Here is a 25,425-nt window from a genome sequence, read left to right on the forward strand (position 1 = left end):
ACTTTACCCACAGACTTTTTCAAATCAGCCAACTCACCGCTCCAGATGGATTCGAACTGAAAACCCTGACAGCTGATCCACTTGGATCGGGCCGAACGTCCAGAAATCTCGTAGGACTTCTGCATGCGGGTGGCCGTAGCTAAGGCTTGGCTCAGAGCTAAATACGCTTGTCGTCGGCGCAGCAAGTGCCGCAAGGCCATCGTGCCAATTGGCCCTCGCACCATGATGCGCAACCTGAAACACGCTAACGCGTCTTGCGCGGCGCGCATCAAGGTAACTCTCAAAACTGTCCCATTTCTCCGCAGCGTTCAGATTCCCATCGCCTGTTAGCAGAATCGCACCTCTCGTTTCATGTTCCTTCCAACAGCCGCAAGCGCCGATAAGTCGGCGATAAACGCAATCACAATTGCAAATCCTTTGCCCCATCCAAGGTCCAACTGCACCGCCATAAAGGAGTAAACTGACATTGTTCATCGCCGCCCCACGACCGAAGTTAGTCTCATAGAGCTTCCTTAGGTCATCAAGGGCACTTTGCCGTTTGTTTTCGCTGCTGTTCAGCAGCGAGCCTCGATATGTGTCGACTTTTGAAGCAAACCCAAATGTGTCATCTGGTTTTGTCGCGGGATCATTGTAAGGCAGAAATTCCCAAACCCCATAGATGGCAATTGCGTTGCCAGGAGGAAGCATCCGAATGCGATGGTCCAAGTCACCGTACGCACCTTCCAAATCGCCATATGAAACTGGTTCGCCGGGCCCAGACGGCTTTTCGGGGTCATCAAACTCTTCGGGCGGTTCGGGAGCTGCAGTTGGTTCGGGTGAGAATGGTGGCCCATCATCGTTAGAGGGCATAACGAACAGGACCTGTTCAAACCCGTCACCCGCCTCCTGGGTGAAGTATTGCACTGGGTCGACATAGAACAACATCTCGGGGTCTTCTGCCCTCAGCCCTTGTTCAAAACCGATCAGTAGGCGATGCCACAAGGGTGCCCACGGTAGCATTACTGTCTTGGCACCGATCACATTCAGCAGTTCAACTACACCGCTGATATGGTCATTGTGGAAATGCGAAAGGGTGAGAAGGTCGATTTTCTCACCACGGCAATCACGTTTCAAATCGTCGATCGCGTTGGTGACTAGCCGCTTTCCCGAACTGGATCCACAATCATAGACCCAGCGATATGGCCCGAGCGGTGCCGGTCTCGACGGTCCGCCAGTATCTACAATTCGGCGCGGTCTTCGTCGGGGAGGCCAGAACTCTACCGAACCGGTGGCAAACAAGCCTTGCCCAACTGGAAAGAACCGATGAACCGCGCGAATTTCGGTCATGCGTTGACTGATCCTACAGAAGGCCTCAGTGCCTCGTGCAGGACGAAGTTGGGGAGTTTGCTTCGGATAGTGGCGGTGAGGCTGGCCTCCAGCCGGTCGCAGGGTGCCATCAGGGCATCGACATTGGCCGCGATGCAGTGTTGTTCGGCGAGGGGCTGAAGGCGGACATACTGCTTAGTCGCCTGTTCCATAGTTCGAATCTCCTTCAGCAGCGATGGTACTAGTTGCTTGCATCGATAAGATGTATTGATATCAAAGGCAAAGCGGACGGCATTCAGAACGAGCCATGATACAGTTGGTATCGCTTCAAGAAACCCGGTTCATCTTGGAGCGCAAACCTTCAGTCCAGTCCTGCAACGACTTAATGTCAGCCATGACTTCCGATGGCTCTGGTGGCTCGGGATCATGGCCGCGGGAAGGATCATGCGCGTCGACAAAGTCGCAGCATTTTTTGAACCCTTTTTGGAAAATCTGCACATCGGCCTCTTCCAAGGCTGTGACGCGTTTCAGATTTTTGGTGTCAATGTAATCGCGGTGGCGCATTACAACTTTGTTAAATACGATGTCCTCTAGCGCCCGTTCCCAAGTCGCACGCAATCGGCTGTAGAGCGAAGATACTGCCGTTTTGTAGGCCTCGTCGTCATTCTCCTCGAACAGGCGCGTTGCCGCGCGAGCTTCTTTTTCAAGTTTGTCAATCCGGTCTCGAATACTAGAGGCCGTCCAAGGCAAGTCCTTGTTTACGATGCCGACGACATCCTGTCCGCGCGTAAGATGCGCCAGCTTAGTCGGCGTATTTCGCTGCGAAGCCAACTGTGCCAGATCGTTGACGAAGATCATGTCATGCGTGAACACGATTACTTGCCGCACGCCGGCTTCCTTTGCCAGGCGCTTGGCGACTTTTGAACGCCAGCGATGATCGAGCGAGGAAACCGGATCATCGAACACAAGCGCCGATGTGTGCGATGCGTTCGCTAGTTCGGTAAGGTATGAAGCCAACGCAACGCACGTCTGCTCACCCTCGCTGAGCACATCATGAACCTTGGCCTTAGGGTTGGCATAGAGCTTTACTTCATATTGCGGTGAACCGAATTTGCCCCCCGAGCGCACGACCTCGACCCGCACCCGATTACCAGCCAGCGCAACGATCTCTTGTTGAAACCGGTCGCGCATACGCGGCGTGATAAGATTGTCGGCGATTTCGTTCCCGAGCCGCGTGATCGCAGTGGTGGCAGTGTCGCGCAAGCAGTCTTCAATGCGCTTTAACTCTGCGAGCCTCGCGATCTCTGTTTTCGCAATATCCAGCAACTCGTGACTTTGTTTCCGATCCTGCAAATCGGCCTGTTCATCGAGCAAGGCTTCCCGTGCTTCGCAGCCGGATGCATCATCGAGAGAAGCCGCATAGACTCGTGTCTGCGCAGCTTCGGTGTTTACCGCCTCCGCGACGGATTCCGGCAAAGCCAACGGATTCGGAACATCTTGGCCGGATAGCTGTGCAAGAGTCTGCCCCTGTACACGCCGCGCAAGCGCGATGAACCTCAGCACTTGCCTTGCGAGCGCGAAGTTTCCGGCTCTCAAACTTCGATATGCCGCCGAGACCTTGTTAACGTGAACGACCATGGAGCGGAATTTTTGCTCTGCTTCCTTGAAGGCGTGCTCAGCTTCAGCCGCTTTAGTTTCTGTGTCCTTCTTGATGAAATCTTCAAAGCCAAGCATCCGCGCCGCGGTAGGCTCGTCGATTTGCTGATGGCACAGAACGCAGATATCTCCAGCCGATGGTGGAAACGGCGTACCACCTTCCTTCGCCATTTGCGAATATGATCTGGCGGATTCCCAGAGAGTCCGCCAGACGGTTTCACCAACGCCAACAAGCGCCAATCCAGAGAACGCATCATGCGCTGCCGTGTTGGCGGCCATGCGCATGTCGTCAGCACCCTTTTTCGTCGCATGTAGCGCCTGACGGGCCTCGTCATTCAGCGTCTGCTCGATCCGCTTCAAATAGGTTTCCAATTGATCGAGCTGGGCTGCGTAGTCGCGTTGGGCTTGTGCCGCCACGGCGGAGTCTTGAGCGAGATCGGATTGAAGCTTGATCAGGCGCGCTTCGTCTGCATTCGAAAAGGCTGTCTTGGGCGTTACGGCGCCGACATCGGTATCATGACGAAGCGAAGACAGGGCTTTGCCAAGCTCAGAGCGGCTTGACCAGATCGGATTGAGGAAAACAGAGTTACGTTTTTGCTCCAGTGTTTCTTGCTCGGTCGTCAGGCGCGCCTTTATTTCCTGACAAACACCGGCGAGGTCATCCGGAATATCAAGGCCGAAGGGGCGGAACCAAACCTCATTCTTCTTCTGAACGTGTACCGAAGCCGCATCACGGTCGAAGACCGTAATGGCGGAAAGCATCTCTTCGGTCTGACCCTCATCTTCCCATGCGACCGTTTCCGCTGTGCCACTGGCACGCGAAATTTTCAGCTCGGCCTTTGCAGTGCGCGTTGGCGAAGCGCTGTAAACATCAGGCATGATCTCGCCGGCATGTCTTGAGCGACAAGCCCTCTTGAGAATCCGAGTGTAGCCAGATTTTCCGGTGCCGTTCTGGCCGTAAACTATGGTCAGGCCTGACTCCTCAAAGTTCAGGGTCTGACCGGTTGCCAGCTGATTGACACCAGAAACATTTGCGATGCCGGACAGGGAAACTGACTCGCCGACACCAGGATCAACCGGCAGGTGGTCCTTCGAGAGTGGCCTGGCTGCCAAAGTCACCGTCTCATCGCCGTGCTCTTTCTTGCAGAGCGCCAATAACTCCTCGAACGCAGCTTCGTCCGGATAGCCGTTTAGTACAATGCGGCGCAGGGCATCGCGTTGCCATAGCGGGCGGTTTTCCGACCACGCTAGAATTCGCATAGGGACAGTATCGTCGCTTTTTTCTATATTCGCGCTGTCCGGCATCACCGTTTCAACCCCTCTCTCACACAACATACTTTTCAAAAACAAAAGGCTACAAGTGTCGGGTCAATGACGGAAGCTCATTTTCTTATTGGCTGTTGAATCTATTAAAGGCGCAAGAAGTCATGGCGTATGGATGTATGCGCGACGCTATTGCGAGCTTACGCTCATGGTAACTCGATAGCTTGCGAATGCCTCGAACAGCCGCTCTTCGCGCATCTTGTAGTCTGACGTCACGCTTTGGCATGTATCAGATAATTTGATGAGTTCACTCATGCCTGAGCGCGCCGGGTGTCCCGATATTTATTTTGACCAAACCATCCCAGGCGGTGTGGTACCATAATAGCCCTCCAGCTTTGACCTGTTCCTCCACAAACCGGTAGTCTGGCCCGTCATCCAAATGGCGAGATACCGCAATCACCGATTTCGCACCTCTTGCCGAGAGCCGACGTAAATTCGTGCGCAGCTCTTCGCCCCCGTCGAAGAAATCGTTATCCAAGTTGGTAACAATCGGCGCGAAGTCCGCTACAAGTTTTTCAAGGGTCTTTACTGCGAAGCCGGCCATTGGAACCTGACCTTCGAGCAGCAACACGGCGTCAAAGATGAAACGCCCATGGGTCAAAAGCCTATGGGGATCCTCCATGGAGCCAAGATCGAGGTCCAGCGGCAACAGGATTGTATGCGCCATCTCGGGTTCAGCTGGTATATTTCCCCGGAGCGAGGCGCGGCGATGGCTATTAGAAAGGCTTTGGAGACGGGGAATCGCTTCTTCTAACGGAGTTCTGGAAACGCCTTCCGGTGTGGCACCGTTTTCCATCACACCCGTGACCCACAATACATCAGACAGCTCGCAAAACGCCATTTTCGTCATCATGTTCAATGCCTGCTGGCTGTCTTGAGCGACGGAATTTCGTGGGGCTTCTATGTCCTTAAGGGGGGCTGGCATGCTGCCTACAGATGAAGCGATCACGATGATGGGCAACCCAGTCGCAATTGCGGCCTCGCTGATGCCATCAAGGACGCCACACATACGTTCAGCACCACTTTCGACCGACCCGAGGTGCAATATGATCACCTTTGGGCGGCTCTTAACGGAATGAAAATTCCTATCCATGTCTTTCGACCTTTCAGTTCAGCATCGGTCGATGGGCCAAAGTCTCCGCCCTGTCCAACATCCGGCTGACCGTGCGCAGGCTCAATCGCGCGTTCGAGATGGCGCCGCAATCGAAGACGTCGACCAGTGCTACCAGCGCTGGTTCAGGGAAGCCGCGTCGCGTTCCTTCCGCGATCGCGAAGTGCCGAAGTTGCTCCGGCGTCAGGTCGGGCAGGTCCAGAACGACGCAGCGGCTTTGAAAGGGCTCGGGCAAGCCCTTTCGGCTGTTGGCCGTCAGGACGAAATTCACCCAGGACATGTCCATGTGTATCTGAAAGAACGGGCATTGCCATTCGCAGGCTGTCATGCGTTCCAACAGGGGCAGTAAGGCATCGGTGAGCGTATGGCGTGAGCCTTTGTTCGAATAAACCTCGTCAGCCTTCTCGACCTCGTCCACGATCATCAGCGGCCCCGCGTGACGGTCCCGCAGCACGGTTTGCACCAGTTTGCCCGGCGATGCACTGCCCCAGCCCTTTTGCAAGCCAACAATGGAAAAGGCGGCAGGTTCTCCGGTGGCTTCGATCTTGGTCGTTGGGACATTCAGATGATGCGCCAATCGTCGGGCCCAGAAGCTCTTGCCGATCCCGGGTGAACCGACCAGCACCATGGGATTGAACCGAAGGCCTGGTAGTCCCTCACGCGCTGATGCGCGCAATCCGTGCCACACCTCTTCCGTCGCAGGGGCCATCCAAGGCATCTCGGCGTGAAGGGCTGCCGCGATCTCGTCGGCCTCGTGCTCGGTTGTGATCTTGGCGACCGGCAAGCCGCCGCGCAGGGGCGTCAGGCGGGCGCGGTGTTCTTCACTCAGGTGATACATACCCGTCTTGGAATGCGCGCGTTCGAGCAGACGCATGGCGCGGCGTTTGATGCGGCGGCGGTCAAACTCGTCGAGCAGGTCATAAGGGGCGACCAGATCTTCCTTTGTGATCTTCCCTGCCGCAAGGTCCGCCTCCTGCGCCTCTCGACGGAAATGCTTGAGGAACCTCTTCCACCGCTCCTCGATATCGCGGAGTTTGGCGATGTCGTCCATGAAGGTCAGGTTGTGAAACGGTATGGTCGTCGTGGCGCGGGTCATGGTGGAATCCTTTCAATGCGCGAAGACGTCTCCGCGCAGGTCGCCCAAGCCGAAATCAGTCGGGCGGTGAGATGTGAAAGGTTCCGGAACCCTGTAGAACTTTTAGGGAACATCCGTGACGCAGAGCAAGCCCTTGGCACAATGCTCGCACGGTACAGTCCGCTTAAAGACACCTCATACGTCGAATTCGGACAAGGCATTGAATACAAACGAAAACCACCGAAAGCAGTGCTCTCGGTGGTCATTTGATCTGTGTCGAGAGGTCAAAAAACCTCAGGAATGGTCACGTTTTGCTATGTCAGACATGGCCTCACACCCCGCCGCGAGGCTTCATCCGCATTTGCTGTGACCGCACGATCCGCAGGTCATGCAACCCTCGATCATCCGCATGTCATACTGGCCGCAGGCCGGACATGGCGCGCCGCGCGGATTGTCGAGATTGACGACCTGCGCCCGCGGGTCCGATTTCAGCCCCATGCCCTCGCCCTCCAGGAACCCGATCGCGATCAGATGCTGCTCGATCACCCCGCCGATCGCAGCGAGGATCGATGGGATGTATTTGCCCTGAACCCAGGCGCCGCCGCGCGGATCGAACACCGCCTTGAGCTCCTCGACCACGAAAGACACATCCCCGCCGCGCCGGAACACCGCCGAGATCATCCGCGTCAAGGCCACCGTCCAGGCGAAATGCTCCATGTTCTTCGAGTTGATGAACACCTCGAAAGGCCGCCGATGCCCGCCGACGATGATGTCATTGATCGTCAGATAGATCGCATGTTCGCTGTCGGGCCATTTCAGCTTGTAGGTATTGCCCTCCAGCGTCTGCGGCCGGTCGAGCGGTTCGGACATGTAGATCACATCGCCATGCGGCTGCTGAGGCTCGCCGCCCGTCGCCGCCAGAACCTCGGGCGCCCCGCCCTCGGTCTTCTCTTCAGAAATACTCAATACCGATCCGGTGACGTCATTCGGACGGTAGGTGGTGCAGCCCTTGCAGCCGGTTTCGAACGCCTCCATGTAGACGTCCTTGAAGGCCTCGAAGGAGATGTCCTCCGGGCAGTTAATCGTCTTGGAAATCGACGAATCGACCCATTTTTGCGCCGCCGCCTGCATTTTCACATGCTCCAGCGGGGACAGGGTCTGAGCGTTCACGAAATGATCCGGCAGCGGGCGGTCGCCGAACATCTCGCGCCACATCTGCACCGCGTAATCGACAACCTCCTCCTCCGTTCTTGTGCCATCTTTCTGCAGCACCTTGCGGCTGTAGCTATAGGCGAAGACCGGCTCGATCCCCGACGACACGTTTCCGGCGTAAAGCGAAATGGTGCCCGTGGGCGCGATCGAGGTCAGCAGCGCGTTGCGGATGCCATGCTCGCGGATCGCCTCGCGCACATCCTCGTCCATCCGCTGCATCATGCCCGAGGCGAGGAATTTCTCCGCATCGAAAAGCGGGAACGCCCCTTTTTCCTTCGCCAACTCGACCGACGCCAGGTAAGCGGCGCGGGCGATCGCGTGGAGCCAGCGCTCCGTCTGACGCGCCGCCTCGTCCGAACCGTAGCGCAGCCCTAACATCAAAAGCGCATCGGCAAGCCCCGTCACGCCCAGCCCGATCCGCCGCTTCGCCTGCGCCTCTCGCGCCTGCGCCTCGAGCGGGAAATTCGACGCATCGACCACGTTGTCCATCATCCGCACGCCCGTCGCCACCAGCTCGTCCAGCGCACCTGTATCGAGCGCTGCGGCGTCCTCGAACGGATCGGTCACCAGGCGGGCGAGGTTGATCGACCCAAGCAGACACGCGCCATAGGGCGGCAGGGGCTGCTCGCCGCAGGGGTTGGTCGCCGCGATGGTTTCGCAATAGCTCAGGTTGTTCGCCTCGTTGATCCGGTCGATGAAGATCACCCCCGGCTCGGCATAGTCATAGGTCGCGCGCATGATGCGGTTCCACAAATCCCGCGCCTCGACCGTGCGATAGACCTTGCCGCCGAATTGCAAGTCCCACGACCCATCCGCCTTGACCGCCGCCATGAAATCGTCCGTCACCAGAACGCTGAGGTTGAACATGCGAAGCCGCGCGGCATCGGCCTTGGCGGCGATGAAGGCCTCGATATCGGGATGATCGCAGCGCATCGTCGCCATCATGGCACCGCGTCGCGAGCCCGCCGACATTATCGTGCGGCACATCGCGTCCCACACATCCATGAAGCTGAGCGGGCCGGACGCATCCGCCGCGACCCCGGTCACATCCGCGCCCTTGGGCCGGATGGTGCTGAAATCATAGCCGATCCCCCCGCCCTGCTGCATCGTCAACGCGGCTTCCTTGAGCATCTCGAAAATCCCGCCCATGCTGTCGGGGATCGTTCCCATCACGAAGCAGTTAAAGAGCGTCACCTTCCGCGCGGTGCCCGCCCCGGCGGTGATCCGGCCCGCGGGCAGGTATTTGAAATCCTCCAGCGCGGCGTAGAATTCCGCCTCCCAACGGGCAGGGTCGTCCTCCACGCTGGCCAATGAACGCGCGATGCGCCGCCAGGTGTCCTCGACCGTGTTGTCCACCACCGTCCCATCGGCCTTTTTCAGCCGGTATTTCATATCCCAGATCTGCTCGGCGATCGGCGCGGTGAAGCGGGTCATGTCTGCGATTCCCTGTCTGACGGCGGAGACCCAGACTAGCCCGGCACGGCGCGGCATGGAAGCACTTGCGCCGCCCGGCCCGGCGCTTATGTTCTGCGCAAAGGAAATCCGATGCCCGATCATATCCACCTCATCAAGCTTTCCGTCGGCTCCGACAGTGTCGAGCAGATGGAGGATTGGCAGAAGAACCGCTCGCGCCAGCGGCGGGACGACTATTATTATCACCTGACCCGCATGTGGCCCAAACGCGAGGCCGAGATCGTGAATGGCGGGTCGATCTACTGGGTGATCAAGGGGGTGCTGCAGGCCCGCCAGCGGGTCATCCGGCTCGACGAGATGATCGGCGATGACGGTATCCGCCGCTGCGCCATCGTGCTCGACCCCGAGATTGTTCGCACCGCCACCGCACCGAAACGCCCTTTCCAAGGCTGGCGCTATCTCAAGCCCGAAGACGCGCCGGTCGATCTCGGCAAGGCGCGCGCGAGTGACGATACGCTGCCGGCCGAGCTGGCCGGTGCCCTGGCGGAGATCGGCGTTCTCTGAACCCGGCGCACAGGCCCTGCGCGGCAGCGCGCTGGCGCCCTGTCCCACATCCCCTAGATTAGAAATACCAATTTCCAAGGAGCGACGATCATGGCCGATGCCTATACACCCCCGAAGGTCTGGACCTGGGACCAGGACAATGGCGGCCAGTTCGCCAGCACGAACCGCCCCATCGCCGGGCCGACCCATGACAAGGACTTGCCGGTCGGCGATCACCCGTTCCAGCTTTACAGCCTAGCGACCCCGAACGGGGTGAAGGTGAACATCATGTTCGAGGAGCTTCTCGAAGCCGGGCACAAGGGCGCGGAATACGACGCGTGGCTCATCCGCATCGGAGAGGGCGATCAGTTCGGCTCCGGCTTCGTGGAGGTGAACCCGAATTCCAAGATCCCCGCCCTTGTCGACCGCTCCGGGACGACGCCGGTGCGCGTGTTCGAATCCGGCGCGATCCTGATGCATCTGGCCGAAAAATTCGGCGCCTTCCTCGGCCCCGACGAAATCCGCCCCGAAATGCTAAGCTGGCTTTTCTGGCAAATGGGCAGCGCGCCCTATCTGGGCGGCGGTTTCGGGCATTTCTACGCCTACGCGCCGGAGAAAATGGAATACCCCATCAACCGTTTCGCGATGGAGGCGAAGCGGCAACTCGATGTGCTGAACCGCGCGCTTGCGGATCGAAAATTCATCACCGGCGATCACTACACCATCGCGGATATCGCGATCTGGCCCTGGTATGGCAATCTCGCGCTCGGGCGTCAGTATGATGCGGGCGAGTTCCTGTCGGTGCACGAATACGAACACGTCGTCCGCTGGGCCGAAATGCTCGATGCGCGACCCGCTGTGCAGCGCGGGCGCAAGGTCAACCGCACCTTCGGCGATCCGAGCGAGCAACTTCACGAACGCCACGATGCCTCTGATTTCGACACCAGAACGCAAGACAAGCTCGGCGGCAACTGAGCGCCGCTTGCCGCTTCGGGTCGGCGCGTTACCTTGCGCGGCATGACACGGCCCACCGATCCACGATCCCGCCCCGTCCCGACGGGCCGCGCCGCCCGCGCCCTGCGCATGGGAGGGATGACGGGCGGGCTTCTGGGCTCGGCTGCGCTGTCCGGCGCGAAACAGCTGCTGAACGGCAAACGCCCGGCGCCGCGTGATCTGCTGCTCACGCCGGGCAACGCGCGGCGGCTGACCGCGCATCTGTCGCATATGCGCGGCGCAGCCATGAAATTCGGGCAACTCCTGTCTCTCGAAGCCGGCGACATGCTCACGCCCGAACTCGCCGCGATCTTAGCGCCGCTTCAGGCGCAGGCGCATATCATGCCGCCCAAACAGCTCAAGCGCGTGCTGAGCGACGCATGGGGCAACGATTTCACGCGCCGTTTCAAGCGGTTCGATCCCCGCCCCATCGCCGCCGCCTCGATCGGACAGGTTCACCGCGCGCAAACCCGCGACGGCCGCGATCTTGCGATCAAGGTGCAATATCCCGGCATTCGGGACAGCATCGACAGCGATCTGCGCAACCTCGCCACCTTGCTCCGCGCGTCGAACCTTCTGCCGCGCGACATCCCGCTCGACTCGCTTTTTGAGGAAGCGCGGCAACAGCTTCATGAAGAAGCGGATTACGCGGCAGAGGCGAAAAACCTGTCCGAGTTTGGCACGCTTTTATCCGACGATCCGCATTTCACCGTCCCGCGGCTCGAAGCCGATCTATCGGCCCCGAGCGTTCTGGTCATGGAGTTCATTCCCTCCGAGCTCATGAGCGCGTTGGAGCGCGCGGATCAGTCCACGCGCGATGCAATGGCCGAACGTCTGATCACGCTCTTCATGCGGGAGGTGTTCGAGTTCGGTTTCGTTCAATCCGATCCCAACTTCGCCAATTTCCGCTGGCAACCGGAGCGGGGCAAGATCGTCCTGCTCGATTTCGGCGCGGCCCGGCGGATACCGGACACGATTGCACGAAACGCCCACCACCTGCTGCGCAGCGCGCTTTCGGGAAACCTTGAAGAGATCGAAGACGCGCTCGAACATCTCGGGCTTCTGGACCCGGCGATGCCGCAGGACGCCCGCCGCGACATTCTCGCGCTGGTGGAGCTTGCAAACCCGCCGCTTCTTGACGCGAACGGGTTCGATTTCGGCCAAACCGCGCTCGTCGCCGAACTGCGGCAAAAAGGCATAGAAATCGGCCGCGACAGGCGGGTGCAGCACATCCCGCCCATCGACATGCTGTTCCTGCAACGCAAGGCGGCCGGGCTCTTCCTGCTGGCAACGCGGCTGGGCGCGAAGGTGGATTTGCGCGCGCTGTTCGAGCGCTACGCCTGATGCGCGCTAAACGCCAAGCATGTGCGCCAAAAGCCGCAGCGTTTCGCGATCTGCGTCCGATTTCTCGGACCTACGGCTGAGGAACAGTGTCGCCTGGCTTTCCAGCACCGGAGGATCGCTGAGGATTTTCAGGTGATTGGCGCGCAAGGTCTCGCCCGTGGAGGTGATATCGGCAATCGCTTCGGCGGTGAGGTTCTTCACCGTGCCTTCAGTCGCCCCCTGGCTGTCCACAAGCTGATAATCGGCCACGCCACCGCGCCTGAGATAATCGCGCACGAGCCGGTGATATTTCGTCGCGATCCGCATCCGAAATCCGTGTCGCGCCCTGAACGCCGCCGCCGCGCCATCGAGATCATCGAGCGTGTCCACATCGACCCAACACTCCGGCACCGCGACGATCAGCGTGGCCTGACCGAAACCGAGCCCGGCGAGCGGCTTGACCTGCTGATCCCACTGGACCAGCTTTTCCTCGATGAGATCGTTGCCGGTCACGCCAAGATGAATGCGCCCGGCGGCCAGCTCGCGTGGGATTTCCCCGGCCGAGAGCAGCACGAGATCGACATTCCCGATGCCTTCGACCGATCCGGCATATTCGCGATCCGAGCCGGTGCGCGACAGGGCAATGCCACGCGCAGCGAACCAGTCGAACGTCTTTTCCATCAGCCGGCCCTTCGAGGGCACCCCCAGCTTGACGCTCATGACCCCGCCTCCAGAAGCAGCACCATGTCGGGCCGGATAACCCCCCCGACAGCCGGGATCTCTCGCCCACGCCCCAATCTTCGCGTCAACGCATCGTAGCGCCCACCTGTCGCGACAGGCGGAAGATCGGGCCGGGCTTCGGCGTAGAAGCCGAAAACGAAACCGTCGTAATATTCCATCGAACTGCGCCCGAAGGAGGCTTCGAATTGCAGGGACTCGACCGCAACACCTTTCGCGGCGAGCGCTTCGCACCGTGCCTCGAAGCGTTCGAGCGCGGGCAGGATCGCAGGCATATCCACCGCGATATCGCGCAGTTGCTCCAGCGCGTTTGGGCAGGTTTCCGACACCGATAGCACCGCAGAAATGAGCGCCACCGCCTCTGCGTGCAGCGGCGGCTCCTCGGCATCGGCCCTGAGTGCCGCGATGCGTGCTGCGATCTCGTCCTCACCGCGCAGCCCGATCAGCGGCGCAAGCGATGCCATCGGATCCGCCCGTGCAAGCAGCGCCGCACGCGTCGGCGGCACCGGCGTCAGACCGGCGAACCGCTTAACCAAAGCGGTAAACCGCGCCGGGCGCCAGATATGGCGCATCAGCGCCGCGCGCCGGTCCTCGGACAGATCGAGCGCGGAGACCATCGCGATCAACAGCCCGACATCGCCAGTCACCGCCTTGAGTCCGAGAGGAGCCAGCGCACCCGCGATAAGCGCGAACACCTCCGCATCGGCTGTCGCGGGAGCCGCGCGATCGAATATCTCGAAGCCCACCTGGATATATTCCGATGCCCGGTCGGGGTGATCTTCCTGCCGGCGAAACACCTCCCCGGCATAGGTATAGCGCGCCGGATCGGCGCCTTCGGCCATGTGGCGTTCGACAACCGGCACCGTGAAATCCGGCCTCAACATCATCTCGCCCCGAGAGGGATCGCGGGTGACGTATGTCCGGGCGCGGATATCCTCGCCATAGAGATCGAGCAGCGTTTCAGCCTGTTGAAGGATCGGGCAGTCCACCGGAACCGCGCCCGCGTCTTCGAAAATCGCGCAGAGCCGTGCTGCTTCCGTCCGGATATCGGCAATATCGGCCATCAATACTGGCCCAGGATCTCTTGCACTTTGGCCACCAGATCGGCGCGCGGCACTTCGAACTGGTTGGGCCGGTCCTGCCACTCCTCGAGGCTCGCGCTTTCGGCGATTTTCGCGCCGAGGATCAGATCCTTGATCTGGACGATGCCCTTTTCATGCTCCTCCGCACCCGCGATCACCGCCACCGGCGCATTGCGTTTGTCGGCATATTTCAACTGGTTGCCGAAATTCTTCGGATTGCCGAGATACACCTCGGCGCGGATGCCCGCATTGCGCAGCTCCGTCACCATCGCCTGATAATCGCTCATCCGGTCGCGATCCATGACGGTGACCACCACCGGGCCATGATCCTCGCGGCCAATACGGCCCTTTTCGCGCAAGGCAGCCAAAAGGCGATCCACGCCGATACTGACCCCGGTGGCCGGCACGGCCTGCCCGGTGAAACGCTTGACCAGATCGTCATAGCGCCCACCGCCCGCAACCGAGCCGAACTGCCGTTTCCGCCCCTTTTCATCGAGGATTTCAAACGTAAGCTCCGCCTCGAACACGGGCCCGGTGTAATAGCCCAGCCCGCGCACGACAGACGGGTCGATGACGATACGGTCGGCCCCATAGCCGCCCGCATCCAACAGATCAGCCATCTGCCCAAGCTCGTCCACGCCTTCCATGCCAATCGTGCTGTCACCGACCGCATCCCGCAAGTTGCCCAAGGTCTGCGCGGCACTATCGCCCCTGGACGTTAAGAAAGCGATAACGGGCGCGGCCTGTTTATCGTTCAGGCCCACGCCGTCGATATAGGCGCCCGAGGCATCGAGCCGCCCCTTGCCAAGCAGCTCACGCACGCCCGCTTCGCCGACCTTGTCGAACTTGTCGATGGTGCGCAGAACCGCGTTGCGCTGGCTGTCATCGCCCACGCCCATCGTTTCGAGCACGCCATTCAGCACCTTGCGGTTGTTGACCCGCACCAGGTAATCGCCGCGCGGGATGCCCACCTCTTCGAGCGCATCGCAAAGCATCGCGCAGATCTCCGCGTCGGCAGCCACGCTCGCCGCGCCCACGGTATCCGCATCGCATTGATAAAACTGGCGAAACCGCCCCGGCCCCGGCTTTTCGTTGCGCCAGACCGGCCCCATCGCATAGCGCCGGTAGGGCAGCGGCAGATCGTTGCGGTGCTGCGCATAGACGCGGGCCAGCGGCGCGGTCAGGTCATAGCGCAGCGCAAGCCAGTCGCCGTCATTATCCTCTTGCCAGGCGAAAACGCCCTCATTGGGGCGGTCCACATCGGGCAGGAACTTGCCCAGAGCCTCGACCGTTTCGACAGCCGAACTTTCCAGCGCATCGAAGCCATAGCGATGATAGACCCCGGCAATCGCGTTCAGCATCGCGGCGCGTTCGGTGACGTCGCGTCCGAAAAAATCGCGGAACCCCTTGGGGGTCTGCGCCTTGGGGCGCGGGGCTTTCTTCTGCTTGGCCATGATATGGTCCCGGCTGTGGGTTGTGTCCGCGCACCCTCTAAACGCTGGGGGCAGAGGGGGCAAGGCGGCCGAGGGGAACGGGCGGGGCAAAAGGTCCGCATCGGACCCAATGTTTCGCATGCGAAACAATAGGGCGCGCATGTTGACCTATTGCCAAGAGCGCGCTCCGGGCGCATGTCTGGGCGATGGACAGGACAGACCTCGAAGAGAAGATCGCGCATCTGATGCGCACGACCGACGACCTTTCGGACACCGTCGCCGCGCAGGCGCGCGAGATCGAACGGCTGACCGCGCGCGTCGAAAGGCTGATGCAGCGCGAAGCCGAACGCGAGGCCGAAGGAAGCGGCGGCATCGTTCTGGGAGACGAACGTCCGCCGCATTACTGATCGGTCAATTGCTGCGAATGTCGGTATCCACGATCCGCCCGTCATGCAGCAGGATCGTTTTCCAGGCCGGGTTCGAACCGAAACGCTCATAAACGCTCAGGAACACGGTATCGCGCGACAGCCGCCGCATGGCCGAGCCGCAGGGCTTACCCTTGGGCGCACGGCAGATTTTTGCCTTGATTTTCTCGTAAGCGGCATCGGTCTTCGAATAGGGCTGCACCTGCGATGGCAGGCCATAGCGCAACTGCTCATGCGTCTGGGGGGAGCCGAACATGCTCATCGCGGCGGTGAACTGGCGGGCGCACCCATCCTCGAACCCGGTCACGTAGAACGTATGCGGCGCGGTATTGCCCGGCTCTGAATCGTAGAGTGTGTAAACCCCGCGCCCTTCGGGATAGCGATCGACGCGCGTGCCGAGTTGGCGCGGACCAACACCGCAGACCCGTGCCAATTCGCCATAAGGCAGACGCGCGCCCAGATCGACGATCCGTGCATCCGCCGCACCGGGCGCGATGGCACCGTCGTCCGGCTCTGCCTTCGCCGCCTGCGCCGCGCGGCCCAGAAACCCGAGCAATCCGCCCCCGGCGGGCGCGTCTGACGGAACCTTTTGCTTGGCCGTGCTATCCGGGCCGGCTTGCAAGGTCGCCTTCATCTCGCCATCGGGAACGTCAGCCTCCGACAAGCGCGGCACTTGCCCCAGCGGATCGGACGTGCAACCGCCAAGGGCGGCGGCAATGCAGATGATCGCAGCGATACGTCGCATGGCGCCCCTTCCCTGCAGGCGCGCACAGCCTAGCGGCGCTGCGTTGGACGGTCCAGCGACGCGACTGCGGCATGGCGTCCCGTTCAAAGCTCCTCGACCTCCACAACCCCGCCGAGCGATTTGATCGCGCCCTTGATCTCGGGCGTGATTGGAAACTCGCGCCCTAGCGCGACATCCACCTCACCGGGCAGTCCCGGCGCGCCGAGGCAGCAAATGCGGATCGGCCCCTTGCCCGCCTTCGGCAGTTGATCGGCGGCGCGCGACAGGACCGAGGCGACATGCGGCACCGCGCCCGGCTCGTCCACGAAGATGCGCAAGCCCATGCTGACCGCATCGGCAACCGCGATATCGACCGGCGCGACCGAGCGGCCCAGCAATTTCAATTGATCGCTTTCAAGCGTCGCCTCACAGGTGACGATCACTTTCGATCCGGTCTCAAGGTGATCGCGCGCCGTCTCGAGCGTATCGGCGAAAAGCGTCACCTCATAGGCGCCGGTCGGGTCGGAAAGCTGGGCGAAGGCGAAACGGTTGCCGCGTGCCGATTTACGCTCCTGCCGGCCGGCGACGACACCGGCCATCTTGACGACGCAAGGCCCGCCCTGCGCCTTGGCCAGCACATCGTCGAGCGTTTTGACGTCCTTGCGCCTGAGCGCCGCCATGTAATCGTCGAGCGGGTGGCCGGAGAGATAGAAGCCCACCGCCTTGAACTCTTCGGCCAGCCGCTCGGCGGGCAGCCAATCGCTGACCGGCGACAGGCGCGGTTCGGGCAGGTCGTCGCCTGCCTCTCCGAAGAGCGACACCTGCGCGGAAGCGCGCTGCTCGTGGATGGCGGCGGAATAGGCGACCAGCGCGTCGAGGCTTTCGAACACCCGGCGGCGGTTGCGGTCAAGCTGGTCGAACGCGCCGGACCGCGCCAGCATTTCCAGCGGACGCTTGCCGACTCGCTTGAGATCGACGCGGCGGGCGACATCGAAGAGCGTCGCGAAAGGCTTGTCGCCCCGCCCTTCGACGACAAGCCGCATCGCGTCCACGCCGACATTTTTCAAAGCGCCCAGCGCATAGACCAGCGCGCCATCCTGCACGTCGAACATCGCCTCCGAACGGTTCACGCAAGGCGGCACCCAAGGCAGGTTCAGCCCCTTCTTGACCTCCTCGAAGAACACGCCGAGCTTGTCGGTCAGGTGAATATCGCAATTCATCACACCGGCCATGAACTCGACCGGATGGTTCGCCTTGAGCCATGCCGTCTGGTAGCTGACCACTGCATAGGCAGCGGCGTGGGACTTGTTGAAGCCGTAATTGGCGAATTTCTCCAGAAGGTCGAAGACTTCCTTGGCTTTCGCAGGCGCGACCCCGTTTTCTGCCGCGCCCTTCTCGAACTTGGGGCGTTCGGCGTCCATCGCCTCCTTGATCTTCTTGCCCATCGCGCGGCGGAGCAGATCCGCGCCGCCCAGGCTGTACCCCGCCATGACCTGCGCGATCTGCATCACCTGTTCCTGGTAGACGATGATACCTTGGGTTTCCTCAAGGATATGGTCGATCAGCGGATGCACGGATTCGCGTTCACGCAGCCCGTTCTTGACCTCGCAATAGGTCGGGATGTTCTCCATCGGGCCGGGCCGGTAAAGCGCGACAAGTGCCACGATGTCTTCGATACAGGTGGGCTTCATGCGCTTCAGGGCATCCATCATGCCCGAGCTTTCCACCTGGAACACCGCCACAGTCTTTGCGGCGGCGTAGAGTTTGTAGGTGGTTTCATCATCGAGCGGAATATGCCCGATGTCGTTCTCGGCGCCCGGTGCGGGTGCGTAAAGCTCCGTCCCGTCGGCGGCGATATGCAGGGGCCGCCCGGTCTTGAAAATCATGTCCAGCGCATACTGGATCACCGTCAGGGTTTTCAGACCGAGAAAGTCGAACTTCACCAGCCCCGCCTGTTCGACCCATTTCATGTTGAACTGGGTCGCCGGCATGTCAGAACGCGGATCCTGATAGAGCGGGACCAACTCGTCGAGCGGGCGGTCGCCGATCACCACGCCAGCGGCGTGGGTGGAGGCATTGCGCAAAAGTCCCTCGACCTGCTGGCCATAGGTGAGCAGCCGGTCCACCACCTCTTCCTCGCGCGCTGCTTCTCGCAGACGCGGCTCATCCTTGAGCGCCTTTTCGATGCTGACGGGTTTGACGCCTTCGACCGGGATCATTTTCGACAGCCGGTCCACCTGCCCATAGGGCATCTGCAAAACGCGGCCCACGTCGCGCACGGCAGCCTTGGACAGCAGCGCACCGAAGGTGATGATCTGGCCGACCTTGTCGTGGCCGTACTTATCCTGAACGTAGCGGATCACCTCTTCACGCCGATCCATGCAGAAATCGATGTCGAAATCGGGCATCGACACCCGCTCGGGGTTCAGGAACCGCTCGAACAGGAGCTGATAGCGCAGCGGATCGAGATCGGTGATCGTCAGCGCATAGGCCACCAGAGAGCCCGCGCCGGAGCCGCGCCCCGGCCCCACCGGAATATCCTGCTCCTTGGCCCATTTGATGAAATCGGCCACGATCAGGAAATAGCCGGGAAAGCCCATGCCCTCGATGATGCCGAGCTCGAATTCGAGCCTTTTCTCGTATTCCTCGACAGGGGCGGCGTGGGGGATCACCGCGAGCCGCGCTGCAAGGCCTTCGCGCGCTTGCCGCTTCAGTTCCTCGACCTCGTCATCGGCGAATCTCGGCAGGATCGGATCGCGCCGATAGGCCATGAAGGCGCAGCGGCGGGCGATCTCGACGGTGTTCTCTATCGCCTCCGGCAGATCGGCGAAAAGCGTTGCCATCTCCTGCGGCGACTTGAAGTAATGCTGAGGCGTCAGCCGCCGGCGCGGCTCCTGCTGGTCCACATAGGCACCGTCGGCAATGCAGATCAGCGCATCATGCGCCTCGTACATCTCGGATTCCGGGAAATAGACATCATTCGTCGCCACCAGCGGCAGGCCCATCGCATAGGCCATTTCGACAAAGGGGCGTTCGGTCAGCCTTTCGGCCTCGGGCAGACCATTCTCGCCCGGATGGCGCTGCAACTCGACATAGAGCCGGTCGCCGAACATGCCCGCCAGCCGCTTCATCACCGCTTCCGCCGCACCCCGATTGCCCTGCTGAAGCATCCGCCCGACAGCGCCTTCCGGCCCCCCGGTGAGACAGATCACGCCATCGCAATGCCGCTCCAGCTCGTCGAGCGTTATATGCGCAAGCTCGCCGTCATGGCGCAGGTAGAGACAGGAATTGAGCTTCATCAGATGCTCGTATCCGGTTTCCGATTGCGCCAGCAGGACCACCGGCGCAGGCGGCGCGGCCCGTTCGCCCGGCGCAGGTTCGGCCACGCGCAGATCGATCTGACAGCCAATGATCGGCTGCACCCCCTCCCCCGCGGCGGCAACGGAAAACTCCAGCGCGGCGAAGAGGTTGTTGGTATCGGTCAGAGCAACGGCGGGCATCTGCATCGCCGAGCAAAGACCCGGCAGCTTCTTGAGCCGCACGGCCCCTTCGAGCAGCGAATATTCGGAATGAACGCGCAGGTGAATGAATCGGGGATCTGCCATGGGCGCAGCCTATGCTTTGACTATCCTCGATGAAAGCCAATCCTGCACGTCAAAGATGCCGAAAATTGGAACTTTTTAATTCTGATGGATTCAGTAAGCCATTCGCCATCAAACCCGACAAAAGGAATCGGATATGTTGAAATCCCTCGCCACAACCGCTCTCTTCACTGCTATCGCGTCTCTCGCTGCGGCATCCGGTTCAGGCGCGCCCGGCACGCATGAGGTGAACGGCGGCGCCTTCACCTACGAGGCGTTTGAAACCGCCGTCGCCCATGCCGATCTGGCCGAATGCCCCGCGCCTTTTGACAACGATACCGCCTTCTGCCGCCTGACACTCAAGGACGACATGGCACATGTCTTCGTTTTCTCGCTGGACGGCGATCAGCCCCTGATCGCGGTGCAGAGCCGCGATCTGAACGACGGGCTGCTGTCCTTCTGATCCAGCCTCCGGCGGGCACGTCAAGCGCCCGTCCGATCCCGCCACGGCGCGCGCCGCGTGCCCCGCCGGTCACAAATCGACCGGCGTTCGCGTCGAGACAATTGCCATCCGCATCCCGCCGTAGTTATTGGGCATAGCAGCCCGAGCCACAGGTGCAGATTGTCCGACATCCTCCTTCGCCTTTCTGGTCTGACGAAAGCCTATCCCGGCGTCATCGCCAATGACGATATCTCCTTCGATATTCGCGAGGGCGAGATTCATGCCCTTCTCGGCGAGAACGGAGCGGGCAAATCCACGCTCGTGAAAATGATCTACGGGCTCGTCAAGCCGGACAGGGGCGAGATGACCCTGCAAGGCAAAGCCTACGCCCCTGCCTCTCCCGGACAAGCGCGCGAGGCCGGCGTGGCCATGGTGTTCCAGCATTTCTCGCTGTTCGACGCGCTGGATGTCGCCGAGAACGTCGCGCTCGGCATGGAGCACCCGCCGCGTCGGCGCGATCTGGCCCGGCGCATCCGCGATGTCTCCGAAGCGTATGGCCTGCCGCTCGATCCCCACCGCATCGTCGGCACCCTGTCTGCCGGAGAACGGCAGCGGGTGGAAATCATCCGCTGCCTTTTGCAGAAACCGAAGCTGCTGATCATGGACGAGCCGACGTCGGTATTGACACCTCAGGAGGTGGAAATCCTGTTTCAGACCCTGCGCAAGCTCAAGACCGAAGGCACGGCAATCCTCTATATCAGCCACAAACTCGAAGAAATCCGCGCGCTCTGCGACCATGCGACGATCCTGCGGTTGGGCAAGATGGTGGATACCTGCACCCCGTCAGAGACGACTGCGCGCGCGATGGCCGAGATGATGATCGGATCGAGCTTCGCCGCCCCGTCCGCCCGGCGCACCACGCCGGGCGATGTGCTGCTTCGGGTGGACAACCTGACGATGCCGGCGCCCGGTGCCTTCGGCACGCCCTTGCGCGGCATCGGCTTCGAGCTTCGCGCCGGCGAAGTGCTCGGATTGGGCGGCGTGGCCGGAAACGGACAGGACGAGGTGCTCGCGGCACTCTCCGGCGAACGGCTTTCGGATACCGGCACGATCTGGGTCAAGGGCGCGGATCTGAGCCGCCAGGGTCCGGTCGCCCGCCGCGCCGCCGGTCTGCTGACGGCGCCGGAAGAGCGGCTCGGCCACGCGGCGGCCCCCGATATGAGCCTGACCGAAAACGCGGTTCTGACTGCCGGACGGCGTCAGCGGCTCATCGCCAAAGGGTTCATCAAATGGTCCCGCGCCGAACGTTTCGCGCGCGATGTGATCGACCGGTTCGACGTGCGCACACCGGGGCCGGACGTGGCCGCGCGGGCGCTTTCGGGCGGCAACCTGCAGAAATTCGTGATCGGCCGCGAGGTCGCGCAAGCGCCTGACATCCTCGTCGTCAACCAGCCTACCTGGGGGGTCGATGCCGCCGCCGCCGCCGCGATCCGGCAGGCGCTGCTCGACCTGGCCGCTCAAGGCGCCGCGATCCTGGTCATCAGCCAGGATCTCGACGAATTGATGGAAGTCGCGCAGCGCTTCGGCGCGCTCAATGAAGGGCGGCTGTCCGCCGTGAAACCGGTCGATGATCTGTCACTGGAGGAGATCGGCCTGATGATGGGCGGCGCGCATGACATGGAGGTGGCACATGCGGACCCCTGAGCGCCCGGATATCGCGCAGCTGCACCTGCGGTTTCCGTTGAATTTGAGTATTTATGACGAAAAGAAGCCGCAAGCGGGCTCGCTTTCCGGGCTATCTTCTCTTTCCAAATACTCGAACGCGAACGGTTGCCCCATGCTCGCAGACGAGGTGATTTCATGATCCGTCTGGAAAAGCGCCCGCAGCCGTCCCGCATCTGGACGACGATCACCCCGCTCCTTGCCGTGCTGCTGACCATGCTGTTCGGCGGCATCATGTTCGGTCTGATCGGCACGCCGCCGCTGGAGACCATTCGCACGATCTTCTGGGATCCGCTCTTTCATCCGCAATTCGCCGGGTTCTCTCGCCCGCAGCTTCTGGTCAAGGCGGGGCCGCTCATCCTGATCGCCATCGGGCTCTCGATCGGCTTTCGCGCGGGGATCTGGAATATCGGCGCCGAGGGTCAGTATATCATCGGCGCGATCTGCGGCGCGGCGGCGGGGCTCGCGCTTTACCCCATGGACTCTGCGCTTATCCTGCCGCTGATGATCCTTTGCGGGGCGTTGGGCGGCTGGGCCTGGGCGATGATCCCGGCGCTGCTCAAGGTGCGGTTCGGAACCAACGAGATCCTTGTTTCGCTGATGCTGGTCTACGTGGCCGAGAACATCCTTGCCTCGGTCTCCTCCGGCCTGTTGCGCAACCCCGAAGGGATGGGCTTTCCCGGCTCGCGGAACCTGTCGCAATGGTCCTCTTCTCAGAACCTCGAACTCGTTCCGAACACCGGCATGCATCTCGGCGTCGTTGCCGCCTTTATCGCGGTGATCGCGGCTTATGTGCTGCTGACGCGGCATATCGAGGGGTTCAACATCCGCCTGAGCGGCGCGGCGCCGCGGGCCGCGCGGTTTGCGGGCGTGTCGCCGGCGCGGACGATCCTCTTCTGCCTGGGGCTCGCTGGCGCGCTGGCAGGGGCTGCGGGCCTTTTCGAAGTCACCGGCCCGGCGGGGCAGATCAGCATCGATTTCGGTTCGGGCTACGGCTTCACCGCGATCATCGTGGCATTTCTGGGCCGTCTGCATCCGGTGGGCATCCTGCTGGCCGGACTGCTTATGGCGCTGACCTATATCGGTGGAGAGCTGGCGCAGCTCATGCTGAACGTCCCGGCGGCATCGATCCAACTATTCCAGGGGATGCTGCTCTTTTTCCTGCTCGGGGTCGATGTGCTGACCAATTACCGCGTGCGGATCGCGCGGCGGGAGGTGGCGTGATGGATCTGTCCTCGATCAGCCCGGTCCTTCTGATCGCCTCGCTGATGATCTCGGCCACGCCGATCCTGCTGGCGGCGATCGGCGAGATGGTGGTGGAGAAATCGGGCGTTCTCAACCTCGGGGTGGAGGGCATGATGATCACCGGCGCGGTGGTCGGGTTCGTCGCCGCGATCAACAGCGGCTCGCCGGGGCTGGGTTTCGTGGCTGCGGCCCTGGCTGGCGCGGCGCTGTCGCTCAGCTTTGCGCTGCTCACGCAGGTTCTGCTGTCGAACCAGGTGGCGACAGGGCTTGGCCTGACGCTGGCGGGGCTGGGCCTGTCCTCCCTCATCGGCAAGCCCTATGAGGGGATGAAGGCCGCCTCGTTGCCCAAGCTCGACATTCCGCTGCTCGGCGATCTGCCGGTGGTGGGGCGCATGCTCTTTTCGCATGACATCATGGTCTATTTCAGCCTGTTGCTGGTCCTCGCGGTCTGGGCGTTCCTCAAATACACCCGCGCCGGGCTGATCTTGCGGGCGGTGGGCGAAAGCGCGGAAAGCGCCCATGCGCTTGGCTACAAGGTGGTGCAGGTGCGCGTTGCCGCGATCATGTTCGGCGGCGCCTGCGCCGGGTTGGGCGGCGCGTATCTGAGCCTTGTGCGCGTGCCGCAATGGACCGAAGGGATGACCGCCGGCGCCGGATGGATCGCGCTGGCCATCGTGGTCTTCGCGAGTTGGCGCGCCGGGAGGGTGCTGATCGGCGCCTATCTTTTCGGCGGCATCAGCGTTCTGCAACTCAACCTTCAAGCGGCGGGGATGACATGGGGTGTGCAATACCTGTCGATGTCGCCCTATCTTGTCACCATCCTCGTGCTGGTGTTCATTTCATCCAACCGCAGCCGCATGTCGCATGATGCGCCGGCCAATCTGGGGCAAACCTTCCACGCGACGCGGTGAAGCGGCGCGTGCAACCAAATGGGGCGTTTAGCGCCCCGCCAACTCGGGAGACTTTCCATGATCCGCAGAACTCTACTTGCCAGTGCCGCCGCCGGGCTGACGCTGGGCCTTGCCGCGCCTGCGATGGCGCAGGACGATCCGACCAAGGCGTGTTTCGTCTATGTCGGCCCCATCGGCGATGGCGGCTGGACCTATCAGCACCATGAAGGCGCGATGGCCGTGAAGGAGGAATTCGGCGACAAGGTCGAGATCGCCTATCAGGAAAGCGTGCCGGAAGGCGCGGATGCCGAGCGGGTCATCACCCAGATGGCGCTGTCGGGCTGCGACATCATCTTCACCACCTCCTTCGGTTTCATGGACGCGACGAACAACGTCGCCGCCAAGTTCCCCGATATCAAGTTCGAGCACGCCACCGGTTACAAGCGCGATCATCCCAACGTATCCACCTATGACGCGCGGTTCTACGAGGGTCGTGCCGTGTTGGGGCATATCGCGGGCAAAATGACCAAGACGAACAAGATCGGCTATATCGGCTCCTTCCCGATCCCCGAAAACATCCAGGGGATTAACAGCTACTATCTGCATGCCAAGAAGGCGAACCCGGATGTGGAGCTTGTGGTGACATGGGCCTACACGTGGTTCGACCCGGCCAAGGAGGCCGATGCCGCGCGGGCGATGATCGATCAGGGTGTCGATGTGATCGCGGCGCATACCGATTCCACCGCGCCCCTGGGCGAAGCGGCCAAGGAAGGCGGCAAGGTGATCGGTTTCGGTCAGGCATCGGACATGGCGGCGTTCAAGACAAACGATGACGGCACGCCGGGGCCGCGCGTCGCCTCCATCATCGACAACTGGGCGCCCTATTACATCGACCGCGTCGGCGCGGTGATGGATGGCACCTGGGAGCAGCAGGCCAGCTGGGGCGGCATGCCCGAGGGCGAGGTCGTGATCGGCGAGATCACCGAAGCCGTGCCCGCCGATGTGAAGGCCGAAGCCGAGGAACTGATCGCCAAGATGACATCGGGCGAGTATCACCCCTTTACCGGCCCGATCAACAAGCAGGACGGCAGCGCATGGCTGGCGGAGGGCGAAGTGGCCGATGACGGCACGCTCGCGGGAATGGATTTCTATGTCGAGGGGATCACCGGAGAGATCCCGAACTGATCGA

At 61.5% G+C, this 25,425-nt stretch carries 21 protein-coding genes; 10 read left to right on the forward strand and 11 right to left on the reverse strand.

Annotated features, from left to right (window positions below):
* Positions 1 to 33: 33 nt before the first annotated feature.
* The 6 genes from M3465_RS01885 to M3465_RS01910 form a co-directional block, all read right to left on the reverse strand.
* Entirely contained in the window at positions 34 to 1,326 is a 1,293-nt protein-coding gene (locus M3465_RS01885) for an MBL fold metallo-hydrolase (protein ID WP_249500009.1), read from the reverse strand.
* The gene (locus M3465_RS01890) at positions 1,323 to 1,517 is read right to left on the reverse strand and encodes a restriction endonuclease subunit S domain-containing protein (protein ID WP_249500010.1); all 195 of its coding nucleotides are present in this window, start codon (positions 1,515 to 1,517) and stop codon (positions 1,323 to 1,325) included. The genes M3465_RS01885 and M3465_RS01890 overlap by 4 nt, the downstream gene beginning before the upstream one ends.
* A gap of 115 nt (positions 1,518 to 1,632) precedes the next feature.
* Positions 1,633 to 4,266 (reverse strand): AAA family ATPase, encoded by a 2,634-nt coding sequence (locus M3465_RS01895; protein WP_249500011.1) that lies wholly within the window; start codon positions 4,264 to 4,266, stop codon positions 1,633 to 1,635.
* A gap of 265 nt (positions 4,267 to 4,531) precedes the next feature.
* The gene (locus M3465_RS01900) at positions 4,532 to 5,377 is read right to left on the reverse strand and encodes a hypothetical protein (protein WP_249500012.1); all 846 of its coding nucleotides are present in this window, start codon (positions 5,375 to 5,377) and stop codon (positions 4,532 to 4,534) included.
* Between the two features lie 13 nt (positions 5,378 to 5,390).
* Entirely contained in the window at positions 5,391 to 6,491 is a 1,101-nt protein-coding gene (locus M3465_RS01905; RefSeq protein ID WP_249500013.1) for an AAA family ATPase, read from the reverse strand.
* 330 nt (positions 6,492 to 6,821) lie between these two features.
* Complete coding sequence (locus tag M3465_RS01910; protein ID WP_249500014.1) at positions 6,822 to 9,116, reverse strand: adenosylcobalamin-dependent ribonucleoside-diphosphate reductase; 2,295 nt, start codon at positions 9,114 to 9,116, stop codon at positions 6,822 to 6,824.
* Between the two features lie 111 nt (positions 9,117 to 9,227).
* Here M3465_RS01910 and M3465_RS01915 point away from each other — a divergent pair, with 111 nt between their 5' ends.
* The 3 genes from M3465_RS01915 to M3465_RS01925 all read left to right on the forward strand — a co-directional run bounded on the left by M3465_RS01915 (position 9,228) and on the right by M3465_RS01925 (position 11,975).
* Entirely contained in the window at positions 9,228 to 9,659 is a 432-nt protein-coding gene (locus M3465_RS01915) for a DUF1489 family protein (RefSeq protein ID WP_249500015.1), read from the forward strand.
* A gap of 90 nt (positions 9,660 to 9,749) precedes the next feature.
* On the forward strand, positions 9,750 to 10,613 hold the full coding sequence (gene yghU, locus M3465_RS01920) for a glutathione-dependent disulfide-bond oxidoreductase (RefSeq protein WP_249500016.1): 864 nt from the start codon (positions 9,750 to 9,752) through the stop codon (positions 10,611 to 10,613).
* Between the two features lie 42 nt (positions 10,614 to 10,655).
* Positions 10,656 to 11,975, forward strand: coding sequence for an ABC1 kinase family protein (locus M3465_RS01925; RefSeq protein WP_249500017.1), 1,320 nt, complete (start codon positions 10,656 to 10,658; stop codon positions 11,973 to 11,975).
* Between the two features lie 6 nt (positions 11,976 to 11,981).
* Here M3465_RS01925 and hisG read toward each other — a convergent pair whose 3' ends face one another.
* Genes hisG through hisS form a run of 3 tightly spaced genes read right to left on the reverse strand, consistent with a single transcriptional unit; the run spans position 11,982 to position 15,228 of the window.
* Complete coding sequence (gene hisG, locus M3465_RS01930) at positions 11,982 to 12,674, reverse strand: ATP phosphoribosyltransferase (protein WP_249500018.1); 693 nt, start codon at positions 12,672 to 12,674, stop codon at positions 11,982 to 11,984.
* On the reverse strand, positions 12,671 to 13,756 hold the full coding sequence (locus M3465_RS01935; RefSeq protein ID WP_249500019.1) for an ATP phosphoribosyltransferase regulatory subunit: 1,086 nt from the start codon (positions 13,754 to 13,756) through the stop codon (positions 12,671 to 12,673). The genes hisG and M3465_RS01935 overlap by 4 nt, the downstream gene beginning before the upstream one ends.
* Positions 13,756 to 15,228 (reverse strand): histidine--tRNA ligase, encoded by a 1,473-nt coding sequence (gene hisS, locus M3465_RS01940; RefSeq protein WP_249500020.1) that lies wholly within the window; start codon positions 15,226 to 15,228, stop codon positions 13,756 to 13,758. Before hisS ends, M3465_RS01935 begins: the two co-directional genes overlap by 1 nt.
* A 185-nt stretch (positions 15,229 to 15,413) precedes the next feature.
* On the opposite strand from hisS, the gene M3465_RS01945 reads away from it, so the two are divergent.
* Positions 15,414 to 15,614, forward strand: a complete 201-nt coding sequence (locus M3465_RS01945) for a SlyX family protein (protein ID WP_249500021.1) — start codon at positions 15,414 to 15,416, stop codon at positions 15,612 to 15,614.
* Between the two features lie 4 nt (positions 15,615 to 15,618).
* Here M3465_RS01945 and M3465_RS01950 read toward each other — a convergent pair whose 3' ends face one another.
* Together M3465_RS01950 and dnaE are read right to left on the reverse strand one after the other, a co-directional pair.
* The gene (locus tag M3465_RS01950; protein ID WP_249500022.1) at positions 15,619 to 16,377 is read right to left on the reverse strand and encodes a hypothetical protein; all 759 of its coding nucleotides are present in this window, start codon (positions 16,375 to 16,377) and stop codon (positions 15,619 to 15,621) included.
* An 83-nt stretch (positions 16,378 to 16,460) separates the two neighbouring features.
* Positions 16,461 to 19,961 carry a DNA polymerase III subunit alpha gene (gene dnaE / locus M3465_RS01955; protein WP_249500023.1) on the reverse strand — a complete coding sequence of 1,167 codons (3,501 nt, stop codon included), beginning with the start codon at positions 19,959 to 19,961 and terminating at the stop codon, positions 16,461 to 16,463.
* Positions 19,962 to 20,094: 133 nt separating this feature from the next.
* Here dnaE and M3465_RS01960 point away from each other — a divergent pair, with 133 nt between their 5' ends.
* The 6 genes from M3465_RS01960 (at position 20,095) to M3465_RS01985 (ending at position 25,421) form a co-directional block, all read left to right on the forward strand.
* Positions 20,095 to 20,400, forward strand: a complete 306-nt coding sequence (locus tag M3465_RS01960) for a hypothetical protein (RefSeq protein WP_249500024.1) — start codon at positions 20,095 to 20,097, stop codon at positions 20,398 to 20,400.
* 159 nt (positions 20,401 to 20,559) lie between these two features.
* A complete protein-coding gene (locus tag M3465_RS01965) occupies positions 20,560 to 22,083 on the forward strand; it encodes an ABC transporter ATP-binding protein (RefSeq protein ID WP_249500025.1) in 1,524 nt (507 codons plus the stop codon).
* Positions 22,070 to 22,243 (forward strand): hypothetical protein, encoded by a 174-nt coding sequence (locus M3465_RS01970; RefSeq protein ID WP_249500026.1) that lies wholly within the window; start codon positions 22,070 to 22,072, stop codon positions 22,241 to 22,243. Before M3465_RS01965 ends, M3465_RS01970 begins: the two co-directional genes overlap by 14 nt.
* Positions 22,240 to 23,325: an ABC transporter permease gene (locus M3465_RS01975; RefSeq protein ID WP_249500027.1), complete on the forward strand. Its 1,086-nt coding sequence runs from the start codon at positions 22,240 to 22,242 to the stop codon at positions 23,323 to 23,325. The genes M3465_RS01970 and M3465_RS01975 overlap by 4 nt, the downstream gene beginning before the upstream one ends.
* Positions 23,325 to 24,257 carry an ABC transporter permease gene (locus M3465_RS01980; RefSeq protein ID WP_249500841.1) on the forward strand — a complete coding sequence of 311 codons (933 nt, stop codon included), beginning with the start codon at positions 23,325 to 23,327 and terminating at the stop codon, positions 24,255 to 24,257. The genes M3465_RS01975 and M3465_RS01980 overlap by 1 nt, the downstream gene beginning before the upstream one ends.
* Before the next feature lie 57 nt (positions 24,258 to 24,314).
* Entirely contained in the window at positions 24,315 to 25,421 is a 1,107-nt protein-coding gene (locus M3465_RS01985) for a BMP family ABC transporter substrate-binding protein (protein WP_249500028.1), read from the forward strand.
* Positions 25,422 to 25,425 lie beyond the last annotated feature (4 nt).

The organism is Marivita sp. GX14005 (assembly GCF_023370775.1).
Lineage (GTDB): Bacteria > Pseudomonadota > Alphaproteobacteria > Rhodobacterales > Rhodobacteraceae > Marivita.

What these genes read in the sequence shown, in the direction of transcription:
- M3465_RS01885 (WP_249500009.1), bottom strand. Translation starts at nt 1,326, where the DNA reads ATGACCGAAATTCGCGCGGTTCATCGGTTCTTTCCAGTTGGGCAAGGC.
- M3465_RS01890 (WP_249500010.1), bottom strand. Translation starts at nt 1,517, where the DNA reads ATGGAACAGGCGACTAAGCAGTATGTCCGCCTTCAGCCCCTCGCCGAA.
- M3465_RS01895 (WP_249500011.1), bottom strand. Translation starts at nt 4,266, where the DNA reads ATGCCGGACAGCGCGAATATAGAAAAAAGCGACGATACTGTCCCTATG.
- M3465_RS01900 (WP_249500012.1), bottom strand. Translation starts at nt 5,377, where the DNA reads ATGGATAGGAATTTTCATTCCGTTAAGAGCCGCCCAAAGGTGATCATA.
- M3465_RS01905 (WP_249500013.1), bottom strand. Translation starts at nt 6,491, where the DNA reads ATGACCCGCGCCACGACGACCATACCGTTTCACAACCTGACCTTCATG.
- M3465_RS01910 (WP_249500014.1), bottom strand. Translation starts at nt 9,116, where the DNA reads ATGACCCGCTTCACCGCGCCGATCGCCGAGCAGATCTGGGATATGAAA.
- M3465_RS01915 (WP_249500015.1), top strand. Translation starts at nt 9,228, where the DNA reads ATGCCCGATCATATCCACCTCATCAAGCTTTCCGTCGGCTCCGACAGT.
- yghU (WP_249500016.1), top strand. Translation starts at nt 9,750, where the DNA reads ATGGCCGATGCCTATACACCCCCGAAGGTCTGGACCTGGGACCAGGAC.
- M3465_RS01925 (WP_249500017.1), top strand. Translation starts at nt 10,656, where the DNA reads ATGACACGGCCCACCGATCCACGATCCCGCCCCGTCCCGACGGGCCGC.
- hisG (WP_249500018.1), bottom strand. Translation starts at nt 12,674, where the DNA reads ATGAGCGTCAAGCTGGGGGTGCCCTCGAAGGGCCGGCTGATGGAAAAG.
- M3465_RS01935 (WP_249500019.1), bottom strand. Translation starts at nt 13,756, where the DNA reads ATGGCCGATATTGCCGATATCCGGACGGAAGCAGCACGGCTCTGCGCG.
- hisS (WP_249500020.1), bottom strand. Translation starts at nt 15,228, where the DNA reads ATGGCCAAGCAGAAGAAAGCCCCGCGCCCCAAGGCGCAGACCCCCAAG.
- M3465_RS01945 (WP_249500021.1), top strand. Translation starts at nt 15,414, where the DNA reads ATGGACAGGACAGACCTCGAAGAGAAGATCGCGCATCTGATGCGCACG.
- M3465_RS01950 (WP_249500022.1), bottom strand. Translation starts at nt 16,377, where the DNA reads ATGCGACGTATCGCTGCGATCATCTGCATTGCCGCCGCCCTTGGCGGT.
- dnaE (WP_249500023.1), bottom strand. Translation starts at nt 19,961, where the DNA reads ATGGCAGATCCCCGATTCATTCACCTGCGCGTTCATTCCGAATATTCG.
- M3465_RS01960 (WP_249500024.1), top strand. Translation starts at nt 20,095, where the DNA reads ATGTTGAAATCCCTCGCCACAACCGCTCTCTTCACTGCTATCGCGTCT.
- M3465_RS01970 (WP_249500026.1), top strand. Translation starts at nt 22,070, where the DNA reads ATGCGGACCCCTGAGCGCCCGGATATCGCGCAGCTGCACCTGCGGTTT.
- M3465_RS01975 (WP_249500027.1), top strand. Translation starts at nt 22,240, where the DNA reads ATGATCCGTCTGGAAAAGCGCCCGCAGCCGTCCCGCATCTGGACGACG.
- M3465_RS01980 (WP_249500841.1), top strand. Translation starts at nt 23,325, where the DNA reads ATGGATCTGTCCTCGATCAGCCCGGTCCTTCTGATCGCCTCGCTGATG.
- M3465_RS01985 (WP_249500028.1), top strand. Translation starts at nt 24,315, where the DNA reads ATGATCCGCAGAACTCTACTTGCCAGTGCCGCCGCCGGGCTGACGCTG.